This window comes from Pseudoflavonifractor sp. (genome assembly GCF_050943825.1).
GTDB lineage: Bacteria > Bacillota > Clostridia > Oscillospirales > Oscillospiraceae > Pseudoflavonifractor.
In genome coordinates, this window is sequence record NZ_JBMNPX010000009.1 from 73,315 (window position 1) to 94,268 (window position 20,954).

The 20,954-nt window shown below is 64.0% G+C and carries 16 protein-coding genes; 2 read left to right on the forward strand and 14 right to left on the reverse strand.

Going from position 1 to position 20,954, the window contains the following annotated elements:
• The first annotated feature begins 1 nt into the window (after position 1).
• Both ACOX7T_RS09285 and ACOX7T_RS09290 read left to right on the forward strand, forming a co-directional pair.
• The gene (locus tag ACOX7T_RS09285; RefSeq protein WP_433442065.1) at positions 2 to 1,162 is read left to right on the forward strand and encodes a 2Fe-2S iron-sulfur cluster-binding protein; all 1,161 of its coding nucleotides are present in this window, start codon (positions 2 to 4) and stop codon (positions 1,160 to 1,162) included.
• Between the two features lie 13 nt (positions 1,163 to 1,175).
• Positions 1,176 to 3,227, forward strand: coding sequence for an FAD-dependent oxidoreductase (locus tag ACOX7T_RS09290; RefSeq protein WP_433442067.1), 2,052 nt, complete (start codon positions 1,176 to 1,178; stop codon positions 3,225 to 3,227).
• A gap of 61 nt (positions 3,228 to 3,288) precedes the next feature.
• Here the strand turns inward: ACOX7T_RS09290 and ACOX7T_RS09295 are convergent, their stop codons facing one another.
• The 14 genes from ACOX7T_RS09295 to ACOX7T_RS09360 form a co-directional block, all read right to left on the reverse strand.
• Positions 3,289 to 4,578: an S-layer homology domain-containing protein gene (locus tag ACOX7T_RS09295; protein WP_433442069.1), complete on the reverse strand. Its 1,290-nt coding sequence runs from the start codon at positions 4,576 to 4,578 to the stop codon at positions 3,289 to 3,291.
• A 9-nt stretch (positions 4,579 to 4,587) separates the two neighbouring features.
• Positions 4,588 to 7,845 (reverse strand): M60 family metallopeptidase, encoded by a 3,258-nt coding sequence (locus ACOX7T_RS09300; protein WP_433442071.1) that lies wholly within the window; start codon positions 7,843 to 7,845, stop codon positions 4,588 to 4,590.
• Between the two features lie 69 nt (positions 7,846 to 7,914).
• Positions 7,915 to 9,444, reverse strand: coding sequence for a fibronectin type III domain-containing protein (locus tag ACOX7T_RS09305; protein ID WP_433442073.1), 1,530 nt, complete (start codon positions 9,442 to 9,444; stop codon positions 7,915 to 7,917).
• Between the two features lie 325 nt (positions 9,445 to 9,769).
• Positions 9,770 to 10,828, reverse strand: a complete 1,059-nt coding sequence (locus ACOX7T_RS09310) for a uroporphyrinogen decarboxylase family protein (RefSeq protein WP_433442075.1) — start codon at positions 10,826 to 10,828, stop codon at positions 9,770 to 9,772.
• Positions 10,829 to 10,841: 13 nt separating this feature from the next.
• Positions 10,842 to 11,483 (reverse strand): DUF624 domain-containing protein, encoded by a 642-nt coding sequence (locus ACOX7T_RS09315; RefSeq protein WP_433442077.1) that lies wholly within the window; start codon positions 11,481 to 11,483, stop codon positions 10,842 to 10,844.
• A gap of 4 nt (positions 11,484 to 11,487) precedes the next feature.
• On the reverse strand, positions 11,488 to 12,750 hold the full coding sequence (locus ACOX7T_RS09320) for an MFS transporter (RefSeq protein ID WP_433442079.1): 1,263 nt from the start codon (positions 12,748 to 12,750) through the stop codon (positions 11,488 to 11,490).
• Between the two features lie 81 nt (positions 12,751 to 12,831).
• Positions 12,832 to 13,542 (reverse strand): purine-nucleoside phosphorylase, encoded by a 711-nt coding sequence (gene deoD / locus ACOX7T_RS09325; protein ID WP_433442081.1) that lies wholly within the window; start codon positions 13,540 to 13,542, stop codon positions 12,832 to 12,834.
• A 14-nt stretch (positions 13,543 to 13,556) separates the two neighbouring features.
• A complete protein-coding gene (locus ACOX7T_RS09330; protein ID WP_433442083.1) occupies positions 13,557 to 14,540 on the reverse strand; it encodes a nucleoside hydrolase in 984 nt (327 codons plus the stop codon).
• Positions 14,541 to 14,565: 25 nt separating this feature from the next.
• On the reverse strand, positions 14,566 to 15,492 hold the full coding sequence (locus ACOX7T_RS09335) for a nucleoside phosphorylase (RefSeq protein WP_433442085.1): 927 nt from the start codon (positions 15,490 to 15,492) through the stop codon (positions 14,566 to 14,568).
• Positions 15,493 to 15,520: 28 nt separating this feature from the next.
• Positions 15,521 to 15,928, reverse strand: a complete 408-nt coding sequence (locus ACOX7T_RS09340; RefSeq protein ID WP_433442087.1) for a secondary thiamine-phosphate synthase enzyme YjbQ — start codon at positions 15,926 to 15,928, stop codon at positions 15,521 to 15,523.
• Between the two features lie 14 nt (positions 15,929 to 15,942).
• Positions 15,943 to 17,076 (reverse strand): SIS domain-containing protein, encoded by a 1,134-nt coding sequence (locus ACOX7T_RS09345; protein ID WP_433442089.1) that lies wholly within the window; start codon positions 17,074 to 17,076, stop codon positions 15,943 to 15,945.
• A gap of 17 nt (positions 17,077 to 17,093) precedes the next feature.
• Entirely contained in the window at positions 17,094 to 18,008 is a 915-nt protein-coding gene (locus ACOX7T_RS09350; RefSeq protein WP_433442091.1) for a carbohydrate kinase family protein, read from the reverse strand.
• 4 nt (positions 18,009 to 18,012) lie between these two features.
• The gene (locus tag ACOX7T_RS09355; RefSeq protein ID WP_433442093.1) at positions 18,013 to 20,115 is read right to left on the reverse strand and encodes an ADP-ribosylglycohydrolase family protein; all 2,103 of its coding nucleotides are present in this window, start codon (positions 20,113 to 20,115) and stop codon (positions 18,013 to 18,015) included.
• A gap of 4 nt (positions 20,116 to 20,119) precedes the next feature.
• Complete coding sequence (locus ACOX7T_RS09360) at positions 20,120 to 20,947, reverse strand: carbohydrate ABC transporter permease (RefSeq protein WP_433442095.1); 828 nt, start codon at positions 20,945 to 20,947, stop codon at positions 20,120 to 20,122.
• Between the last annotated feature and the right edge of the window lie 7 nt (positions 20,948 to 20,954).

A 20,954-nucleotide genomic window follows, 5' to 3' on the forward strand; every position in this document is an offset into this window, starting at 1 on the left:
GATGAACTTCAAGAGACAGATTTTTGGTTTTATGGACATGCTCCGGTTCAAGAAGCTGGTGCCCAACCGCCGGGCGGCTCTGGCCGCCGGCTCCAACGCCCCCCTGCCCACCTCCTACCGCACCAATGAGCTGGCCAAGGCCCTCCATCCCGGCGAGATGGAGGTGGAGGTGACCGCCATCCGCCCCCTCACCGACGCTATGACCGAGCTTACCTTCAAGCGGGTGGATTCCTCCGCCTTCCCCTTCTTCCGGGCCGGACAGTACGTGTCCCTCCGGGGCCAGGTGGGCAGCAGCCTGGTCAGCCGCCCCTACTCCATCGCCTCCAGCCCCAGAGAGGCCCTGGAAAACAAGCTGGTGCTGGGCGTGGAGAACGTGGGCTTCTTCTCCAGCTACCTGAACAAGCAGGTGTCGGTGGGCGACCGGTTCGCCATGACCGAGCCCTCCGGCGAGTTCCACTATGAGGCCCTGCGGGACAAAAAGCGCATCGTCTGCATCGCCGGCGGCACCGGCATCACCCCCTTCCTCTCCATGGCCAAGAGCATGGCCGAGGGGGACGAGGACTATGAGATGACCCTGTTTTACGGCGCCCGGGACGAGGCCCGCATCGCCTACAAGCAGGAGCTGGACGCCCTGGCCGCCAAGGGCCTGCGGGTGGTGTACGTGCTCAGCGACGAGGAGAAGCCCGGCTATGAGCACGGCTTTGTGTCCGCCGCGCTGCTGGAGAAGTATGTGGACATCCGGGACGTAACCTTCTTCCTCTGCGGTCCCCAGGCCATGTACAACTTCTTGTTCAAGGAGCTGGCCCCCTACAATCTGCCGGTGAAGGCTGTCCGCAAGGATGCCTCCTTCTGCGGCGACCGCGAGGTAGCCAAGCCCCGCTCCTTCCGCCTCACCGTCCGCATCCGGGACCAGGTGTACACCGTGGACGCGGCGGAGAATGAGACTCTGCTCACCGCCATGGAGCGCGCCGGGATTCCCGCGCCCAACAAGTGCCGTGCCGGCGGCTGCGGCTACTGCCACAGCAAGTGGCTGAGCGGCGAGTTCGTGGTGGCCGACGGCCGTGACGGCCGCCGGGAGGCCGACCGGAAGTTCGGCTTCGTCCACCCCTGCGTCACCTACCCCCTGAGCGACATGGAGATTGACGTGCCTCCGGCAGAATAAGGGAGGATACAGCATGGATAAAAAGTACGAAGCCCTGTTTACCCCCTGGAAAATCGGCAATGTGGAGATCAAAAACCGCATTGTCATGTGCCCCATGGGAGGCACCTCCCTCTTCGGCTGGATGGAGCCCAACCACTTCGACAAGGTGGCGGCCGAGTTCTTCATGGAGCGGGCCAAAAACGACGTGGGCCTTATCATCCCCGGCATCGCCCCCCTGCGGGACACCATCGGCGGCCGCTGGCTCTACCAGAACCCCCGCATGTTCCGCCAGCTCAAGGACTACATGGTTGAGTTCCACAAGACCGGCGCCAAGCTCTTTGTCCAGCTCACCGCCGGCTTCGGCCGCAGCTTCGCCATCACAGACCACCTGTCCATCCTGCTGCGGAACAAGGCCCTGGGCGCCATCGCCAAGCCCATTGTGGATGCCTCCTTCATCTGCGCCTCCCCCAGCCCCCTGCCCTCCCGCTGGGCGGAGGACGTCATGTGCCGGGCCATCACCCGGGAGGAGATTCAGAAGCTGGTGGACGCCTTCGCCCGCACCGCCAGGCTGTGCCGTGAGGCGGGTGTGGACGGCGTGGAGGTCCATGCCGTCCATGAGGGCTACCTGATGGACCAGTTCACCCTGCCCTACACCAATTTCCGCACCGACGAGTACGGCGGCAGCTTTGAAAACCGTTACCGTTTCGCCGTGGATACGGTCAAGGCCATCAAGGCCGCCTGCGGGGACGACTTCCCCGTGTCCCTGCGCTACTCCGTCCTCAGCAAGACCAAGGGCCTGTGTCAGGGCGCGGTGCCCGGCGAGGAGTACGTGGAGGTGGGCCGTGACATGGCCGAGAGCGAGAAGGCCGCCCGCTACCTCCAGGACGCGGGCTACGACATGCTCAACGCCGACAACGGCACCTACGACGCCTGGTACTGGGCCCATCCGCCCCAGTACATGCCCCAGAACTGCAATCTGGAGGACGTGGCCCACATCCGCAAGTTCGTGGACATCCCGGTGGTGTGCGCCGGGCGCATGACCCCCGAGGCGGCCGCCCAGGCCATCGGCGGCGGTCAGATTGACGCCATGGGCGTGGCCCGCCAGTTCCTGGTGGACGGCCAGTGGGTGCGCAAGCTGCGTGAGGGCCGCATGGAGGACATCCAGCCCTGCATCTGCTGCCACAACGCCTGCTTCCCCCTGGCCCACTACAAGGGCGTGGCCAACGACGAGACCTTTGAGGACGCCAGCCACATGGCCCGCTGCGCCCTCAACCCCGCCACCATGCAGGGCCACAAGTTTGACATTCTGCCTGCCAAACGGAAAAAGACCGTGGCCGTCATCGGCGGCGGCGTGGGCGGCATGGAGGCCGCCCGTATCGCCGCCCTCCGGGGCCACAGCGTCACCATCTACGAGAAGAGCGGACAGCTGGGCGGCGTGTTCATCGCGGCCGCTGCCCCCGACTTCAAGGAGAAAGACCGGGAGCTCATCGCCTGGTACCGCCGCCAGATCGAGGCGCTGCGCATCCCCGTGGTCTACCACCGGGAGGTCACCGATACCGCCTCCCTGAACGCCGACGAGGTCATTGTGGCCACCGGCGCACGGCCCAGAACCCTGCCCATTCCCGGCGTGGAGCGGGCCATGGACGCGGTGGACTACCTGCTGGGCAGGGAGACCGGCGAGAACGTGGTCATCATCGGCGGCGGCCTCAGCGGCTGCGAGATCGCCTTTGACCTGTTCCGCCAGGGCAAAAAGCCGGTGATTGTGGAGGCCAAGAACGACCTGATGGCCGCCCGCGGCCTGTGCCTGGCCAACTCCTCCTTCCTGCGGGACTTCTTCGCCTACAAGAAGATGCCCGTCCACCTGGAGAGCACTGTGGCCGAGATCCGGCCTGACACCGTGGCCGTCCGGGACAAGGCGGGCAAGCTCCAGGTCATCCCCGCCGACAGCGTTATCCTCTCAGTGGGCTACACCCCCGCCCCCGCCATCCCCGCCGGCAAGCACGTCCATGTCATCGGCGACGCCTGCAAGGTTGGCAACCTGCGCACCGTGGTCTGGCAGGCCTGGGAGGTCGCCCAGAAGCTGTAACCAACTGCAAAGAAGACAAAAAGCCCTTCCCCATCTGCGATGGGGAAGGGCTTTTTCGTGTTTACTTGAGCACGTTCTCGCAGAACCGCATCAGCAGCGCGGCGGCCTGGGAGCGGGTGGCGAAGCCGGAGGGCAGCAGGGCGCCTGCGTCGGTGCCGGTCAGCAGGCCCTGGGCAACCGCCCACTGCATGGCCTCCACCGCGTACTCGCCCACGCTGGCGGCGTCGGTGTAGCCGGAGAGGTCTGCCCGGGCGCTCACATCCCGGCCCAGCAGCTTGGCGGTACGGTAGAGGATGACCGCCGTCTGCTCCCGGGTGATGGTGTCCTCGGGACCGAAGCGGCCGTCGCCGTAGCCGGTGACAATGCCGTTGGCGTTGGCCCAGTTCACCGCGTCGGTGTACCAGGTGTCAGCGGCCACGTCGGTAAAGCCGGCGGAGGTGGTCACAGCGGGGCTGTTCTCCAGGCGGTAGAGAATGGTGACGATCATGGCCCGGCTGGTGGTCAGGTCGGGGGCAAAGAGCCCGTCGCCGGTGCCGCCCATGAGGCCCTTCTCGTAGACATAGGCCACGCTGTCATAGTACCAGCTGTCGGCGGCCACGTCGGTGAAGGGCAGGGTGGCGGCGGTCTCGCCGCCCTGGAAAGCGGCGGTGACGGTCACCGCGGAGGAGGGCATGGTGAAGGTATACTTGCCCTCTCCCTTGTCCGTCAGGGTCAGGGCCTTGCCGGAACGGTCGGAGACGGTCAGCTGCTCCAGCTGATAACCGTCCTCAGGCTGGACGGTCAGGGTGACGGTGGTACCGGCGGCAGCACGGGTGGGGCTGGCGGTCACCTTGCCGCCGGCGGCGGACTTCACGGTAATGGGCCAGGTGGTGACCACCGTGCCGGTAACGCCGTCCTCATCCACAGTGGGATAGGTGGTCTCGCCCAGACCGCTGTCCAGGGTCTTCATGTCCAGAGCCTTGGCCACGGTAAAGGGGGTGTCAACGGTGGAGATGACGCCCAGGGTGAGGGCGCCGTTGTCGGTCAGCGCGCCGGACTTGGCGGTGACGTAGACGGTCACCTTGGCGCCGTCCTGCTTGAAGGTGGTGTACACGCCGGGGATGCCGCTCACGCTGTTGTCGGCGGCAAAGGCGTACACGGCGCTGTCAGCGGACAGGTCAAAGGTCACCTGCAGGCTCTGGCAGCCGTCGGGCAGGCCGGTGAAGCCCACTTCCTGGCTGGTGGCCTCCTCAGAGGAGGTCACCAGCCGGGGGCCGGAAGAGGCGGCGGCGACAGGGACGGCCAGCATGGAAACCACCATGGCCAGGGCCAGAAGCAGGGAGAAAACAGAGGTTTTACGCACGATTTTCATCCTTCCTCATTATCCGGCATTGCCGGTCAGTACAATCTCGGGCAGCTCAACAGGGTGCTCCTCGTCACCGCCGTCGGGGAAGCTGATCCACAGGGTCTGGCTGGTGACGCGCTTGCTGTCGGCGCTGTTGGGGTCATCGGTGCGGTAGAACACGGCACGGATCTCAATGGGGTAGTCGTCGGTGACGCCGGAGGTGCTGTTGAGCTCCTTCTCCTGCTCCATGTTGGGCACGAAGATGAAGAAGCCGTCGCTGGTGTCGCTGACTGCGCCGTCGCCGGGGATCTCGGCCAGCAGGTACAGCTCGCCGTTCATGGGGCGCTCAATGCTGCTCACAGTGCCAGCCTCGGGGGTGGTGTTGTAGCGGGCCTGAATCTCCACGGTGTTGTACACGGGGTTGCCGCGGTAGGTGCCCAGAATCACCAGGGTACCGGCGGGGATGCCGTAGTAGGCCTCCTTCAGGATGCCCACAGTGGCGCCCTCGTAGAAGTCCACCCGGTCGCCGGGGTAGTCCAGCAGCTCCACAGAGGCGGTCTCAGACAAGCCGGTGATGGTCAGGGACACCACGGAGTAGGTCCAGATGCGGGTGTCGTCGTCAGCAGCGCCGGGCTTGGTGAAGTAGGCCACCAGCTCGGTGCCGGACAGGGTGCCGTTCTTGACGGTGACGGTCTTCTCCTCGGTCTGCTCGTCGGCGTTGGTCACGCGGATCTGGGCGGTGACGGTGTACGCGCCGCTCATCTCGCTCTCATCGGTGACCTTGATGCCGGTCACATTCACAGCGGCGTCGTTCTTCATGGTGAAGGTGAGGGTGCCCTCGCCCTTCTCCTCGGTGTACAGGTCGGCGCTGATGGTCTTGTCGTAGGCCACACGGACCTCGTCGGCCTCAGCCTCAGCGCCCAGGTTGCCCAGCTTATCCACGGGCACCACGGAGTAGGTGTAGGTCAGGTTGTTGGCCGCGCGCAGGTCGTCCACATAGGTGGTCTTGGTGGTGAAGGCGATGGCCTTGCCGTTGCGGCGGATCTCATAGCCCAGGATGTTGGCGCTGTCGGTATGGCTGATGGTCAGGGTCACCTTGGACTCGCTGACAGAGGCGGACACAGTGGCGGTGCCGTCGGCAGCGCTGCCGCTCTCCAGACGGTAGTTGCGGGAGGCGTCGTTCAGGTACCAGATGGCCCGGGTCTCGGCGGTGTAGTCGTCCAGAATGGCCTTGGCGCCGTCGCTGAGGGTCATGCCCCAGCGGGTGAAGAACTCGGTCAGGTTCCGGTCGGCCACCTTGGAGGCGATGAGGGCCACCCGGTCGTCGTAGGAGTAGCTGCCGTACTCGTTGGCCTTCCACAGCTTGAAGAACTGGTTGAAGAAGGCCAGGGGCTGGTCGGCCTCGTCATAGGCCAGGTGGAGCTGCCAGTAGAGCCCCAGCTGGACGAACACGTTGTTGGCGGAGCCGGGGCGTCCCTGGGCCACCTTGTTGAAGATGTCCTCCCAGCGGCCGTCCTCGGTGAGACGGGTGTTCAGGGTCATGGAGGAGCCGTCCCAGGCCTGGAGGGCCAGGGAATAGATGTTGTTGGTGCACTCGGCCTTACCCAGCTTATCCATGTTGTGGCCGATCTCGTGGGCGATGCCCCAGCCGAACAGACCGTTGGCCTGACCGGCGCCGGTGACGGAGGTGGGCTTGCCCTGGACCAGAGCGGCGGTGGAGCCGTACTCCACGCCCACGTGGTTGACAGCGGCGTACATGAAGGCGCCGGGGAACATGCGCATGTAGCGGATGTTCTGGCGGGTGGTCATGGGATAGGTGTAGCCGGACAGGGCGGTGTCAGCGTCGATGATGCCCTGGACCTTGTTGGCGATGAAGAGCTCTTCCTCCCAGGCCAGGATGTTGTTGTACATGGCGTTGACCATGGCGTCCTCGTCATTGTTCACGCCCTTCAGGCCAGAGAGCACCTGGTCGGCGGGCAGGGACAGGAGCACGCTGGGGGTGGAGATCTCGGTGGCGTTGCGGATGTTGGTGGTCAGGCCGGTGGAGGACAGGCCGCCGACATAGGCGGTCAGCTCCTGCACGTAGGTGCGGATGGCCTCCTTCCGGGCGCCCTCATCCAGGGTGTACCAGTTGGACAGCTCCAGCACAGGCATCTCCCAGGCGTTCTGGAGCACACGGACCTGAATCTTGATCTCCTCGGGGCGGCTGCCGGCGTAGGTCAGGTAGAGCATGCCGCCGCGGGTGGCCTTCAGGTTGCCGATCTGGGGCACGGTGATATAGTTGCGGCCGTTCTGCAGGGCCACGGGGGTGCCCTTCCACACGCCGGACTCGCCGTAGAACTGGGTGGGCACCACATAGACGGTGGCGTCGTCGGACAGCTGGGCATAAATGGCCACGGTGGCGCCCGCAGCGGCGGTGATGCCCAGGGGCTGGAGCTCGCTGGCGGTCTGGCCGGCGGCCTTATCGGCGGCGGCGGTGGTGCTGCGGCTCTGGAAGTCGTTCTTCACCAGGCCCAGGGCGCTGGTGTCCTCAGCCAGCAGCTTGGCGGCCAGATTCAGCTCATCGCGGAGCCGGTTCAGGTCCATGTAGAAGCTGCTCAGGGCGGTGAGACGCTCGCTCAGGGCGGTGATGTCCGCCTCCTCCACAGTGCCCTTCAGCTCGGTGAAGGTGCCGTCGGTGAAGAGGTTGGCAATATCCTCAGCCAGGGTGTCGCTCTCGTAGAAGGCGATCTCGGAGATGCTCACGCGGGGACCGCCGGCCTTCTCGCCCAGAGCCAGGGTGACGCTCTTGACGCCCTCGGTCTCGGGGAAGGTGACGATGTAGTAGTCGCTGCCGGTGATGTTCACACCGCTGCGGTAATAGGTGGCCAGAGTCTCGCCGCCCTCACCCTTGAGAGTGACGGTGTAGTTGTCAATGCGGTTCTTGTAGGCGGCGTCCAGGTAGGGCACCACCAGCAGATAGTTCATCTTGTGGGTGGAGGCAAAGGTGTAGGTGATGCTGCTGTTGTTCCACCAGGTGGCGGCCACCCAGTAGGTGTTGGGGTCGTTGTCGGTCAGGTCGGTGCTGACGTTAAAGTTGGGGCACAGGTTCTTGTCCACATTGCTGCGGTCGGCCATGACAATGGAGGTGACCTCGCTGTTTTCAATGCGGCCGGTGGTGGGCAGCTCGGGCATGTTGAAGCTCTCGCGCTTGGGGGTGCCCAGGGCAATGGCGGAGTAGTCGCCCAGGCCGTGGTTGTTGCCCGCTCTCACAGCCACCTCATACTCGGTGCCGTTGGTCAGGCCGGTGATCACCGCGCCCAGAGAGGCGGTGGTGCTGCCCCAGGCCTGGAACTGGTCGGCGCCCTTCTCGCGGTAGTAGACCTAATAGTAGGTGGCGTCCTTGGTCTTGCTCCAGGACAGGCGCAGCGCGGTGTCCGCAGCCTCAACCACCAGGTTGGAGGGGGCGCCGGGCACGGAGGCGGGCAGGGGCACGGCGGACAGCACCGTGGAAGGGGTGCCGGTCCAGTCGCCGTTGGTGGCGGCAACCTGGAAGTAGTAGGTGGTATTGTTCTCCAGGCCGGAGATAACCGCCTTGTTGGTGCTGACGGCGGTGCTCTGGTTCAGGTTGCCCTTGCTGGCGCCGTAGCTGACGGTGTAGCCGGTGACGTTGTTCACGCTGTCCCAGATCAGAGTGATCTCCTTGTCGCCGGCGGTGGCGGCCAGGTTCTTCACCTGGTTGTCCTCCACCACGGCGTCGGACACGATGTCCTTGAGGAACTCAATCTGGGTGACGGTGGCAAACTCGGGCTTGTCGCCGGTCTGGCCCTCCACCTTGGAGACGGTGATGGTCACCTTCTTCACGGGCACCTTCTTGCCCAGGTCAATGGTCACCACGTTGGCACCGGCAGTGCGGCTGATGGCGTGGGTGCCGGCGGGGGCGGCGACATTGAAGGGAATCTCCATGGGCTCATCCTGGCCCTCCACCTCCACCAGGGCGGTACCGGCCTGAATGCCGCCGTTTCCGCTGGGGGAGGTAATGGAGATCTCGCTCATCTCGGTGGGCTCCTCCAGGGTGATGGGAATGGACAGCTCCTCCGCCTCTGCGGCAGGAGCCACGGTAACCGTGCTCTCGCCGGTGAACAGATTCTCCAGGCTGCCGTCAGCAACGGTCAGACCCTCCTGCTCCACGGTGGCGGAGACAATGGCGGCAGTGTCCAGCTCCTTGGGGGCGCCGCTGACGTCCACCATCTTGTTCACATAGGACAGGTCGGTGATATCCACCACGCCGTCGCCGTTCAGGTCGTAGAGGTCCAGCTCATCGGACTCACCCAGCTGACCGTCCATGGCGGTCAGGTCGGCGCTGTCCACGGCGCCGCTGCCGTCCATGTCGCCCAGGGAAAAGGTGCCGTCGTCAGTGGACACAATCACATGCTTGGAGTAGTCCTTGAGGGTAACGGTGGTGGTGCAGTCGGCGTAGCCGGCGCCGGTCAGGGTGAGAGTGTACTCCTTGCCCACGGCCTTGTCGGCGGGCAGGCCGGAGAGCACCACCTGATAATAGCCGATCTGCTCCTCAGTGGTCCGGGTTACACCCTGAACATTCTGCTTCTCCACGGAGACCTGGCCGGCGGTGATGCCGGTGCCGGAGACCGCCTTGGTCTCCAGGTCAATGGTGGCGGTGTTCTGGCTGCCGTCGGTCAGCTGGAGCTTGATGCCCCGCCTGGCCACGCCTGCCGCCGTCTGGGGCAGGGCAAAGCGGATGGTCAGCGCGATGGAGCCGGTGGTCTGGCTCACGCTCTTCGCGGTGTCCTCCCGGGTGGAGACGGCGGCTGCGGACGGCAGCCAGGTGGTGCAGAGGGAGCCCACCATGGCCAGGCTCAGCAGGCCGGAAATGACCCGATTCGTATACTTCAATGCAGTCAACCTTCCTCTCTGTATCATTCAAACACAGTTGTTCCCAGCCTGAGCCGGAACGGCGGGGCTCTGCCCCTTTCTGCCGTTGTACGGCACAGCTGGGATATTGCGGAGATTATACCTGATAAGTCCTACTCTTTCAATAGACATTTGGTCACTTTTCAATTTTTATACTGTCTATCCAAATTTCTATTGTAACTTTTCATTTTTCAGATGTTCTGCACAATCCCTTGTCTCACAACGGCTAAAGCCATGTTCTCCCTCATTTTGGAGCAAAAAAAGGACAGCCTGTCCGTTTTTCTCCAGACAGGCCGTCCTTTTGTGTCTATTCACCTGTTTTTCTCAATTCCGGCTCGTACATGGCCAGGATATTTTCAGTGGGAACATCATTCTGCAGGTAATGGGCGGAGGTCATGATATAGCCGCCCTTCTCCCCCAGAATGGAGATTGCCCGGCGCACTGCCGCGCGCACCTCATCGGGTGTGCCCTTGGGCAGGGTGGACTGGAGGCAGATGCCGCCGTGGAAGCTGAGCCGGTCTCCCCAGGTATCCTTGAGCCACCGGAAATCCATCCCCTTTGCCATGGGCTGGAGGGGGTTGAGCACGTCAATGGGCAGCTCCGCCAGCTTGGGCAGCTGGGAGAGCACTGCGCCGCAGGAGTGGTACATGATGGGCTTGCCGTAGGACTTGATCACAGCGTTCATCCGGCGGTGATAGGGGTAGACAAACTCCTCCAGCATGTCCGGGGACAGGAGCAGGGCGTTCTGGGCGGCAATGTCATCGTAGGTATACACCATATCCAGATACTGCCCCGCCGCCTCCATGGCCCGGCGGATGAACGTGCACCAGTAGGTACAGAACTTGTCCATAATGTAGTGGACTATCTCCGGGTCCATGACCAGATCCATCATGAACTGCTCGTAGCCCCGCAAGGCCCAGGCGTACTCAAAGATGCCTCCCGCGTGAAGCTTGAGAAACCGTTTCTCATGAAGAGGCGCAATCTGGGCGGCAAAGTGCTCCCACTCAAAGGCCTCCGGGTCGGGCCACTTGTTGTAGCGCTCCAGATCCTCCACCGACCGGGCGTAGGCCAGGGGATAGGATGCGTACTCGTCATAGGTGCAGTACTGGTTGCGCACCGGACGGCGGTGGACTCCCATGTGGTCAAAATAGCTGCCGTCGGGCAGGATCTCAGGGTCCGGCAGCGTGGAGCGGGGAAAGACGAACTGCATGTCCACATCCAGCAGGTCGTACAGCTCCGCCTCCTCCCGGGCGTCAAAGTGCTTCAGCAGCCGCTCCACCACCTCGGGCACCGCCCAGAAGTCCACCGGGCAGCGGTCCAGCTGCCGGTGGGCCAGAGCGGCCAGTACCCGTTCTCTGTGTGTCATAGCGCATCTCCTCTCATTCTGCGTACCAGGGGTCATCCTCCGGCCCCAGCGCCTGATTGTCCTTTGCCAGCTGTCGGAGCACCGGCTCCTGGAGGAAGGAGGCGCCCCAGCAGAGCAGCCCGGGGAGCAGAAGAATCAGGGGCGGCAGCAGTACCGTCAGAAAGACTGTGGCCAGCAGCATGGCCGCCACCCCAATGGTGCGCAGCGGGTGCCCCGCGGCCAGCAGAACGCTGGATGCCAGCAGCCGCCCGGCGGTCATGTCGTACCGGGACAGCGGCGGGAATAGCCAGGCCAGCACCGCCAGAAACACCACTGCCAGCAGCACCACCAGACCGAAGTAGAGGGCGGAAAAGACCTCCACATCGCTTATGGCGAAGCGGTAAAAGACCAGCAGTCCTCCCACCGCCAGCATGAGCAGGGAGAAAATAATCCCCTGCTTCAGATTCTGGCGGAAGCTGTGCCAGTAGCAGCTCCAGATACCGCTTCTGTGCCGCCGCAGGGCCTTGACCGCCGTGTAGTAGGCGGCAGCCCAGGATGCCCCGGCTGTGACCACCGGGATGCAGCCCAGCAGCAGCAGACCGCTCAGCGCCATCCACTTGGACAGCATATCCATGAAGCCGAAGAACAGCTCCTTCAACCCACCATTGCCTTCCATACTGTCAAACCTCCTGTCTCCGCCCGGCGTCCGGGCTCTGTCTCTCCTGCCGCCGTCCAGCCCAGGCCAGCAGCGCGCAGGCCAGGAAAAAGACGCCGCCGCAGAAGAGAAACAGGCTTCTGTATGTTCCTGTCCCGTCCCGCACCAGTCCGTAGGTCACCGGCGCCAGGGTGGAGGCCAGGCCTGTGCAGACAAAATACAGCCCCATCAGGTTTCCCGCCCCGCCCTCACGCCGGAAACTCAGCCACAGGGGGTAGATGTAGATGTTGACCATGCCCCAGCAGCCGCCGTACACCACGCACAGCAGCCAGGCGCCCGCCAGCGCCATGGAGGGTCCGCTGCCGCACAGGGCGAAAAACAGAATCTGTACACAGGCGGAGGCCCCCAGGAACAGTGCGACCATCCGCCACGGAGTGCGTCTGCTCCGCAGAATGCTGCAGGCCAGTGAGGCCAGGAAATAGGCCCCCATGTACACCGCCAGATACAGCGGTGCCCGTCCTGCCTCCAGTCCCATCCACTCGGTGGAAAACAGGGTGAAGAAATACTCGAAGGCGGAGTTTGCCATGAAGGCCAGGGCCACCGCCAGCAGTATGGCGGCCAGCGCGGGCAGGTCCTGTCCACGGAGAGCGGCAGCCAGCCCGCCCGGCTCCCGCTGACGTTCCGTCAGCGCCATCTGCCGGGAGTCCTCTTCCCGCACAATGGAGCAGCCCCAGAGCGCCGCGGCCACCGCCGCGCCGCCTCCCACTGCAAAGACCAGCCGCAGGTCTGCCCCGCCCGACACCAGACGGTTGCTGAACAGGTAGGCCATGACGCTGGCCAGCGCCAGCATGCACGAACCAACCGCATTGGACTGAACAATGTGCTCCGGTGGAACACAGTCCACCTGAATGGCACTGAGCGGCGCCCGCCAGTAGGCAACCGTCAGGCTGTACGCCACCAGGACGGCCAGCAGGCTCCACATTCCCTCCAGCCACGGGATCAGCAGGAAGAAGAGGCCGCAGCTCACCGCGCCGGACAGAATATAGGGCCGCCGACGGCCGAACCGGCAACGGGTCCGGTCGGACAGAGCGCCTACCGCCGGGTGGATCAGCATGGCCAGGAAGTTACAGGCTGACAGGATGGCCCCCACCTGTGCCGCCGTGGAAAGCCGCTGGGTGAGCAGCAGAGGGACGAAAGCGCTGTACAGTGGCTGGGTGATGTAGTTGGAAAAGGAAAACAGCGCAATGCCAAAGGCCAGTTTCCAGTTAAAGGGGCTGTATGTCTCCATAGAGGCCTCCTCGCGGATTCGGCAGGCACCGTCTCATGCAACAGGGGCCCGGCCCATACGGGCCGGGCCCCTTGTCTCCGTTCAGGCCAGAGACAGCGCCATGAGAATCATGTCGTCAAAGCTCTCCTGCCGCTCCTGAGGCGTGCAGGCAGCGCCGTTGAACATCAGGTCGGAGATGGTGCACAGGGCCACCGCCCGCTTGCCCGCCTCCATGGCGTTCATATACAGGGCCGCCGACTCCATCTCCACGGCCAGCATGCCCATGTCCGTCCACTTCTTCATCCACTCGTCGGAGTAGTAGAAGCCCTCGCCGGACACCACCGGACCCACCCGGACCGACATGCCGTGGGCCTTGGCGTAGTCCACCGCGCCGGCAATCAGGCCGTAGTCCGCGCAGGGGGCAATGTCGCCGGGCAGGTTGAAGTGCCGGGCGTAGCCGTTGTCGGTGGAGGAGGCCAGCGCCACCACCACGTCCCGCAGCTTCAGGCTGGGGTGCATGCCGCCGGCAGAGCCCACCCGGATGATGGCGTCCACATCGTAGAAGTGGAAGAGCTCATAGGAGTAGATGCTCATGGACCCGGCGCCCATGCCGCTGGCCATGACCGAGACCTCCTTGCCCTGGTAGGTGCCGGTGTAGCAGTAGATGTTGCGGATGTCGCTGACCAGCCGGGGGTTCTCCAGGAACTTCTCCGCGATGTACTTGGCCCGCAGAGGGTCGCCGGGCATCAGCACGGTCTTGGCAATCTCCCCGTACTTGGCCGCGTTGTGAATGGTGGGGGTCTGTTCCTTCATGGCTGTCCCCCCGCTCACTGCTTGCCGCCCAGGGCCTCGTAGAAGGTCTGCTGGTACTTCTCGCCATCAATGGCGAAGACGGTGCGGATCTTGGGCAGGTGCTCCCAGCGGAAGTGGTCGCGGCGATCCCAGATGGTCATGCCGCGGGTCAGGGTGCCGCCGCAGTCGATGGCCACGTTGATCTCACGCACGTCGGTCATAATCTCGGGGTTGATGAAGCAGCACATGGCGGTGGTGTCGATGGGGCCGTTGATGAAGATGCCCTGGTCCTCGATGGAGTTGTTGCCGTCGATGTAGTCGATGATCTCCAGGGCGTACTTGGCCTGGCGGTTGTTCAGGGCCTTGAGCTTCTCAATGGTCTCCTCGGAGATGTTCACCGCCTCGGGGTTGAAGGCGATGTCCAGGCCGATGGAGGTCAGCTTCACGTCAGACTCGTAGACAATCTTGGCGGCCTCGGGGTCCACGAAGATGTTCCACTCGCTCATGGGGTTGTCGCCGGTGGCGTTGCGGAAGGCGTACTCGGTGATGCCGTAGGCGCCGCCGATGTGGTAGATCTCCTTGATAAGGGGAATGATCTCGGGGCGGCTCATGAAGGCGATGGCGATGTTGGTCAGGCAGGAGGTGCACACCAGGGTCACCTCACCGGGGTTGGCCAGCACCGTGTCCACGATGAACTGGGCGGGTGACTTGTCAATGGGCTTGAGCTTGGGCTCGGGGAAGAAGTGGTTGCCCAGGCCGTCCACGCCGTGGGAGTAGGGGTCCTTGGGGTACTCCCGGAGCATGGGGTGCATCATGCCCTGAGCCACGGGGATGTCGCCGCGGTCCATGTACTCCAGAATACGCAGGGCATTGGCGGTAGTCTTGTCGGCGGGCAGGTTGCCGCTCTCGGTGGTGATGCCCAGCAGCTCCACGTCGGGGTGGGTGAGGGCCATAACAATGCAGACGGAATCATCGGTTCCGGGGTCGCAGTCCATAATGATCTTTCTCTTGTCGCTCATGTGTATTCCTTCCTTTCCTCTCTCTTCAATTCATCTGCTCCAGGCTGGGGAACCAGTTTTCCTTGCCGGCCTGGGCCTTCTTCATGTCCATCTGGTGGAGGATGGCAATGCCCTCCAGAGCCAGGTCAATGGAGGTCTCAGTGCCGGCACCCTCCCGGAACTTCTCGCCGGAGATCAGGTTGTCGGTCACGTTGAACACAGCGCCGCCTCTCCGCTCGAAGAGGTTGCACATGGTCATAATGATGGAGGACTCCCGGTCGGTGTTCAGCACACCCGCCCGGTTGTAGGTGCCCAGCTTGTTGATGTTGTCGGGCTGGAGGTAGCCGCCCACGGAGGGACGGCCGTTGCCCACAAAGTCGCTGTCCATACAGGCGGTGACGCCCACATGGTAGGACATGCCCAGCTGCTCGGCGGCCTGGACCAGAGCGGTCACCACCTCATAGTGGCAGTAGGCCGGGAAGCCGTCGCCGATGTAGGCCCGGGAGGTGCCGTCCTCGCGGAATACGCCGGAGGTGATGACGCAGTCGCCCACCTTCACCTTCTCGGCCACGCCGCCGGAAGTACCCACCCGCAGGAAGGTGGAGCAGTTGGTGTACTCCATGAAGTCGTTGATGGCCAGCTCCACCTCGGGGCAGCCGCTGCCGCCGCTGACGCAGGTGATCTTGGCACCCTTGTAGTAGCCGGTGTAGCTGAGGAACATGCCGGAGTTGCCGATGCACTCGGCGTTCTCCAGCCGCTCGGCCATGCGCTCGGCAGGGTCCTTGCCGTAGGCGCCCAGGGGGTCACGGACCAGGTAGATGAGGTAGTCTCCCACCTTGTCGATGTCCACCTGGGTGATGGCGGGCTTGTTGTCAATGACCAGGCCGGGATAGGGCACCCGGCTCCAGTACTCGTACCGCTCCTGCATCAGCTGGATGGAGGGCTTGCTGCGGATGATCTCGCTCTTTTTCACAGTCTGGGGGCTCCTTTCCCGAACTCGTTTACTTCTCGGCCAGAATCTTCAGGTAGCACTCCCGGTTGCGGGGGCCGTCGAACTCCAGGAAGTAGATGCCCTGGGAGTGGCCCAGCAGCAGCTTCCCGTTCTCAATGATAAAGGTGAGGGAGGGACCGATGAGGGTGCTCTTCACGTGGCCGGCGGCATCCTCGGGGGTGTCGTGCTGGTGCTTGAAGTCCACACGGGTGGGGATGAGGCGGCGGATCTCGTCCTGAATGTCCTCATGGCCCAGGGGGTCCCAGAAGGAGTTGACGGTCAGGCCGGCGGTGGTGTGGGTGATAAAGGCACACAGCAGGCCGCTCTGGACACCGGACTTCTCCACAAAGGCGTTGATCTGCTCGGTGAGCGAGGTCACGCCGTCCTTTTCGGTACGGAACTGAATCTTCTCAAGCATTGCTCTTCTCCTCCTTAGTCCAGGCAGACCGTCTCGGAGACGGTAGTGGAATAGGCTCCGTCGGGCTCGGCCCAGATACCCTGGAAGGCCCGGCTGTAGGGCTCCTCCCGCATGGCGGCCAGGTAGCCGGCGATGAGGGCGGGCACCATGTGGGCGGCCATGGACAGGAACAGACCGTTGGACGACTTGGGCACCAGGAAGCGGTACTTGGCCTGGAGCTCGCTGTCGTCGGTCACCAGCACAAAGTCACGGCCCATCTGGTTCAGGCGGGCCACCAGCTCCTTGGTGCGGCTGTGGGCCTCGTTGGCGGCGCTGTCAAAGACCATGGTCAGGGTGTGGGCCACGTCCTTGACAAAATAGTTGACGTGGAACCAGTTTTCGCTGTCCAGGTGGACGGCGGGCAGGCCCACCGCCTCGTACATCTTGGCGTGGCCGTACCAGGCGGTGCCGTAGTCGGAGCCGCAGCCGATCATCTCGGCGCTGGCGGCGTCCCGGAACTGCTCCGCTGCCTCCAGAGCCAGGGCGCAGACCTGCTCGGCGTCGGCCAGGAAGGCCTTGGGCAGCTCCTTGAGCTCCTTCCGGTACACGTTGGCCTGGTCCATGGGGTACTTCAGGCGCACCTCGCCCATGCGGATGGCCAGCAGATAGACGATCATCTGGAGCACCGCGTAGGAGCGGATGCCGGGAGAGCTCTCAAAGGCGGGGATGGTGGGCACGATGACCTTCTCGGCCGCCTTGCCCAGGGGGGACTCGGGGTTGGAGGTGATGGCCACGGTGAGGGCGTTGTGGGCCCGCATCCGCTTGACCGCCTCCACCACCCGGGTCACCTGACCGGAGTTGCTCACGGCGATGACCAGGGGGTCACAGGGGGACTCGCCCACCCACTTCATCTGGTAGTAGCGGGACAGAGCCAGAGGCTCCACCACCTCAATAGGGATCTGCAGGAACCGCTCAAAGGCCCGCTTGGCGGCCAGACAGGCGGCGTATCCGTCGCCGCAGCTGGTGAGCACTACCTTTTTCACGGAGAAAATCTGGGGGGTGGTGAGCACATAGCGCACCTGGGGCTCCACATCGGGATAGACCTGCTCCAGGAGCTCGGGCACGCTCAGCACCTGGAGCAGCATAGCATTTTCATACTTACCGCTCATTTGTCGTTCTCCTCTTCTCAGTCATTCTTTTCCCCGCACAGCCGCTGGGCACGCTCCATGGCGCCCCGGGTCAGCTCGGGGGTGAACAGCTCGGGGACGCCGAACTGCTTGATGATCTCCGCAGCAGCGGCAGAGCCCATGCAGCCCGCCATGCGGGGGCTGTACCCCTCGCAGCAGGCGTAGAGCACCGCGCCGGAGGAGCTGTTGCCGCCGCCGGTGGTGTCCACCACCTGGATGTCCTTGGCGCTGGGGCAGTCGTAGCTGACGCCCTGGGCCAGCATGTGGGCCCCCTGGGAACCCCGGCGGAAGAACACCCAGTTGGGGGAGGCGGCAGCCAGCCGCCGCTCTGCCTCGGTCTCGTCGTCAATGCCGTAGAGCAGCTTGGCCTCGCCCCGGTTGATGGAAAAGATATCAATGTACTTCAGATAGGACTCAATTACATCCGCGTTCTCCGGCTTGCAGGCGTCCTCGGAGATCTCCCACATCAGCTTGTAGCCGAAGCGGAGCCTGCCGCCGATGAGGCCGTCCAGGTAATCCCGGTCCAGGTCCTTGAACACGTACACGCCCTTGGTCTCCGGCCCGCAGCAGCGGAACACCTCGTCCAGCGAGGGGTCCAGGGCCCGGAACTCGGACAGGCCCACATTGGGCTCGTCGGTGCGGGAACCGTCGGGGTAGTAGTGAATGACGATGGTGGGGGCCACGGCGCCCCGCACAATCAGTCCGTCGGTGGACACATTGTTGTCCCGGTACCACTTCTCGTGCCGGGGCAGATACTCCGGGCCGATGCCGCCGCAGATGCCCACCTTGTCGGTGAACACCCGCACGCCCGCCAGGGCGTAAAAACCGGCGCTGCCCGGCTGGTTCTCCATGACCGTTCCGTCGGCCAGGTGAACCTCGTCGGTGGAGACGGTGGTGGCAATGACATATTCCACGCTCTTACACTCCCTCCAGCAAAAATCCGTCGATAAACATGGCCCCGCTGTCCACCAGATAGCCGGCGGCACCGCGGAGATAGGGCTGATCCTCGTCCACAGTCGTCAGCTCCACGTCTCCGGCACGGGCGGTCAGCCGGTTGCCCTCCGCCCGCAGGGACAGAGCACAGGGCACAAACTGCTCGTAGGCAAAGGGAGCCTCGGCCAGAACAATTTCCTGCTCATCCATCCGCTTGATAATGCGCAGGGTGTCCCCGCCGGTGAGGACGGCGGCGTAGTACCGCCGGTGGCCCTGGCTGCGAACCACCAGGCCGCCCTGGCGGTGGAGGCTGAACTTCAGCCGGGAGGACACGGTGTAGTCGGTGAAGTCCCGGGTACCCACGGTGGCCACGCCGTTTTCCTCGTTGTGGCTGATGCAGTAGGTGCAGTTCAGGTTGGGGGCAAAATTCTTGGCGCTGGACACGAACATCTTGGCCCAGAAGGGGTTCAGGTCCCACATGTCCTTCATCATGATGCCCTTCTGCTCCAGCCTGACAGGGGTGTTGCTCCAGTCCGCGCCGCGGAGGAACACGTCCCCTGTGTACCGCTTCACCGAGGAGAATTCCACGCCGAAGCGGAGCACGGGCAGACCGCCCAGGTCGGGCACGGTCCAGCGAATCTCACGGGTGACGGGGCCCAGCTGCTCCCAGGGGCCCGCCTCTTTTTTCAGATTGTTGTCCCGGTCGGCGTACCACACATAGGGCCGCAGCTTGGGGCCCTGCTCCGAGGGGCAGTCCGCCTTCAGCACCACGGTCTGGCCGCCGTACAGGGTGGGAGAGACGTAGGTCTCGTAGTTGCGGTACTCCTCGTGGAGGTCCAGGAAGGTGGCCACGCTGACACTGGCGTTGGCGCCCTCAGCCAGAGCCGCAAAGCGGACCCGCAGGCCGTCCCCCGCCCCCTCCATGTTGCCGTTGCCCAGGGTGAATTCCGCCTTGGGGAAGGGCTCGTAGGGGCAGGGCATGAAGCCCTGGACGCTACCGGGGTACTCAAAGGCGAACCGGGCGGGCGCCGGGGTCTCCTCCAGGCCCGTGGTGCGCTCGGCGGCCCGGACGATGCGGCGGGTCTCCTTCACCGCGTCGGTGATTCCCTCGCCGCCGTCGGAGGTGATGACCAGCAGCCGGTCGGCCACGGGGCCCCGGAAGTCGGGGCCGGTCTCCAGCCCCTCCAGACCCAGGCGGATGCCGTTGAAGCAGCCCACATTGCCCGCGTTGCAGTCGGTATCCCAGGCGGCGGAGGCGCCGATCTTCACCGACTGGGCGAAGTCGTCTCCGGCGCAGAGGATAGCCGCCAGTACCATGGCGTGGTTGGGAATCATGTGGCAGGGGCCGGGGTAGAGGTGGTAGCCGTAGCGGCTGTCCAGCACCTCCCGCACCTTCCGCCAGTCGGACTGGGCGGCGCAGATGTTGCGCACGTCGTCCACCAAGCTGCGGAGCTGGTCGGTCTCCACATAGGCCATGCAGCTGTCGAAGAGCTTGTTCAGGTCCTTCTCATCAAAGGCCGCCGCCTCCAGGGCCCCCAGGAAGCCCGCCGCGTCCAGCGCCACACCGTCGTGGGACACGCCGGCGCAGGCGCGCACCAGACGGTTGGCCCGCTCGGGGTCGCCGGGGCACATCATGGCGTAGGCATCCATGAAGATCTGGGCGCCGATCTGCTGGGCAAGCACCGGGCCGTTGCGCTGGATAGATCCGCTCTCAGGGGCGGGGATGCCCCGCTTCAGGTTCAGGTAGGCGGTGTGCTCGGTGGAGTTGCCCATGCCGCCCCACCAGAGGATGGAGCGGTCCTCGATGATGTAGTTGAGCCAGGTCTTGCCGATCTGCTCCGCCGTAACCTCCGCGGGGAAGCCGTTGTCCTCCACGGCGCGGAAGAAGGCGAAGGTGCCCGACAGATCGTCGTCGGCCACAATGAGGGGCAGGTCCAGCTCTTTGTTGACGTAGTAGGGGATCTCGCCGAACCGGTCGATGATGGTCTGGTAGGGCCAGCCCTCCACCGGGCGGCCCAGGTACACGCCGATCATCTTGCCCAGAACACCGGCGTAGATCTTGTTGCGATAGGCTTGGGATAGCTGCATATTCTTATCCTTTCACTGCGCCGCTTACCATGCCTTCAATGAACCGCCTCTGCATGAGGATGAAGAAGATGATAATGGGCGCCACAATGATAACCGTTGCCGCCATATTGGTGCCGTGGTTGGATGTATTGGTACCGTTGAGGGACATAAGGGACAGCATGGCGGTAAAGTTCTTCTGTCCGGTCAGGAAGGTGGAGGACACCAGGAACTCGTTCCAGGAGTTGAGTCCGGTGATGATGCCCACCGTCACCAGGCCGGGAGAGAGGAGGGGCAGGATGATGTGACGGATGACCTGCATGGTGCCGGCGCCGTCGATGCGGGCGGCCTCCTCCAGCTCCTTGGGAATGGACATGAAGAATGCCCGCAGCAGGGAGATGGCCAGGGGCAATCCGCAGGCCGCCAGGATAAAGGACACAGCCACATGGTTGCCCAGCCAGCCCATCTTGGCGTACACCCGGTACAGGGGGATGAGGAACAGGTACACCGGCATGGTCATGGTGACCAGGAAGTAGCTGAGCACCACCGAGGTGCCCCGTACCTTCCGCCCGGCGATGACGTAGGCCGCCAGGGTGGCGAACACCAGCACAACAATTACTGTACTGCCGGTGTATACCACGCTGTTGAGCAGGCCCTGGGCAAAGCGGCCGTCGGTCCAGGCCTTGACGTAGTTGCTCAGACCGGCGGTAAACTGGATGGCCAGGGGATTGTGGACGATATCCTGGTGGGTCTTGAAGCTGTTGATGAGCACCAGCAGCATGGGCAGGGCGCAGATCACCGCCAGCAGGCACAGCACTATCTTAATCAGAACCCGGGTTGTTTTGCTCTCTTTCATGCTCTCA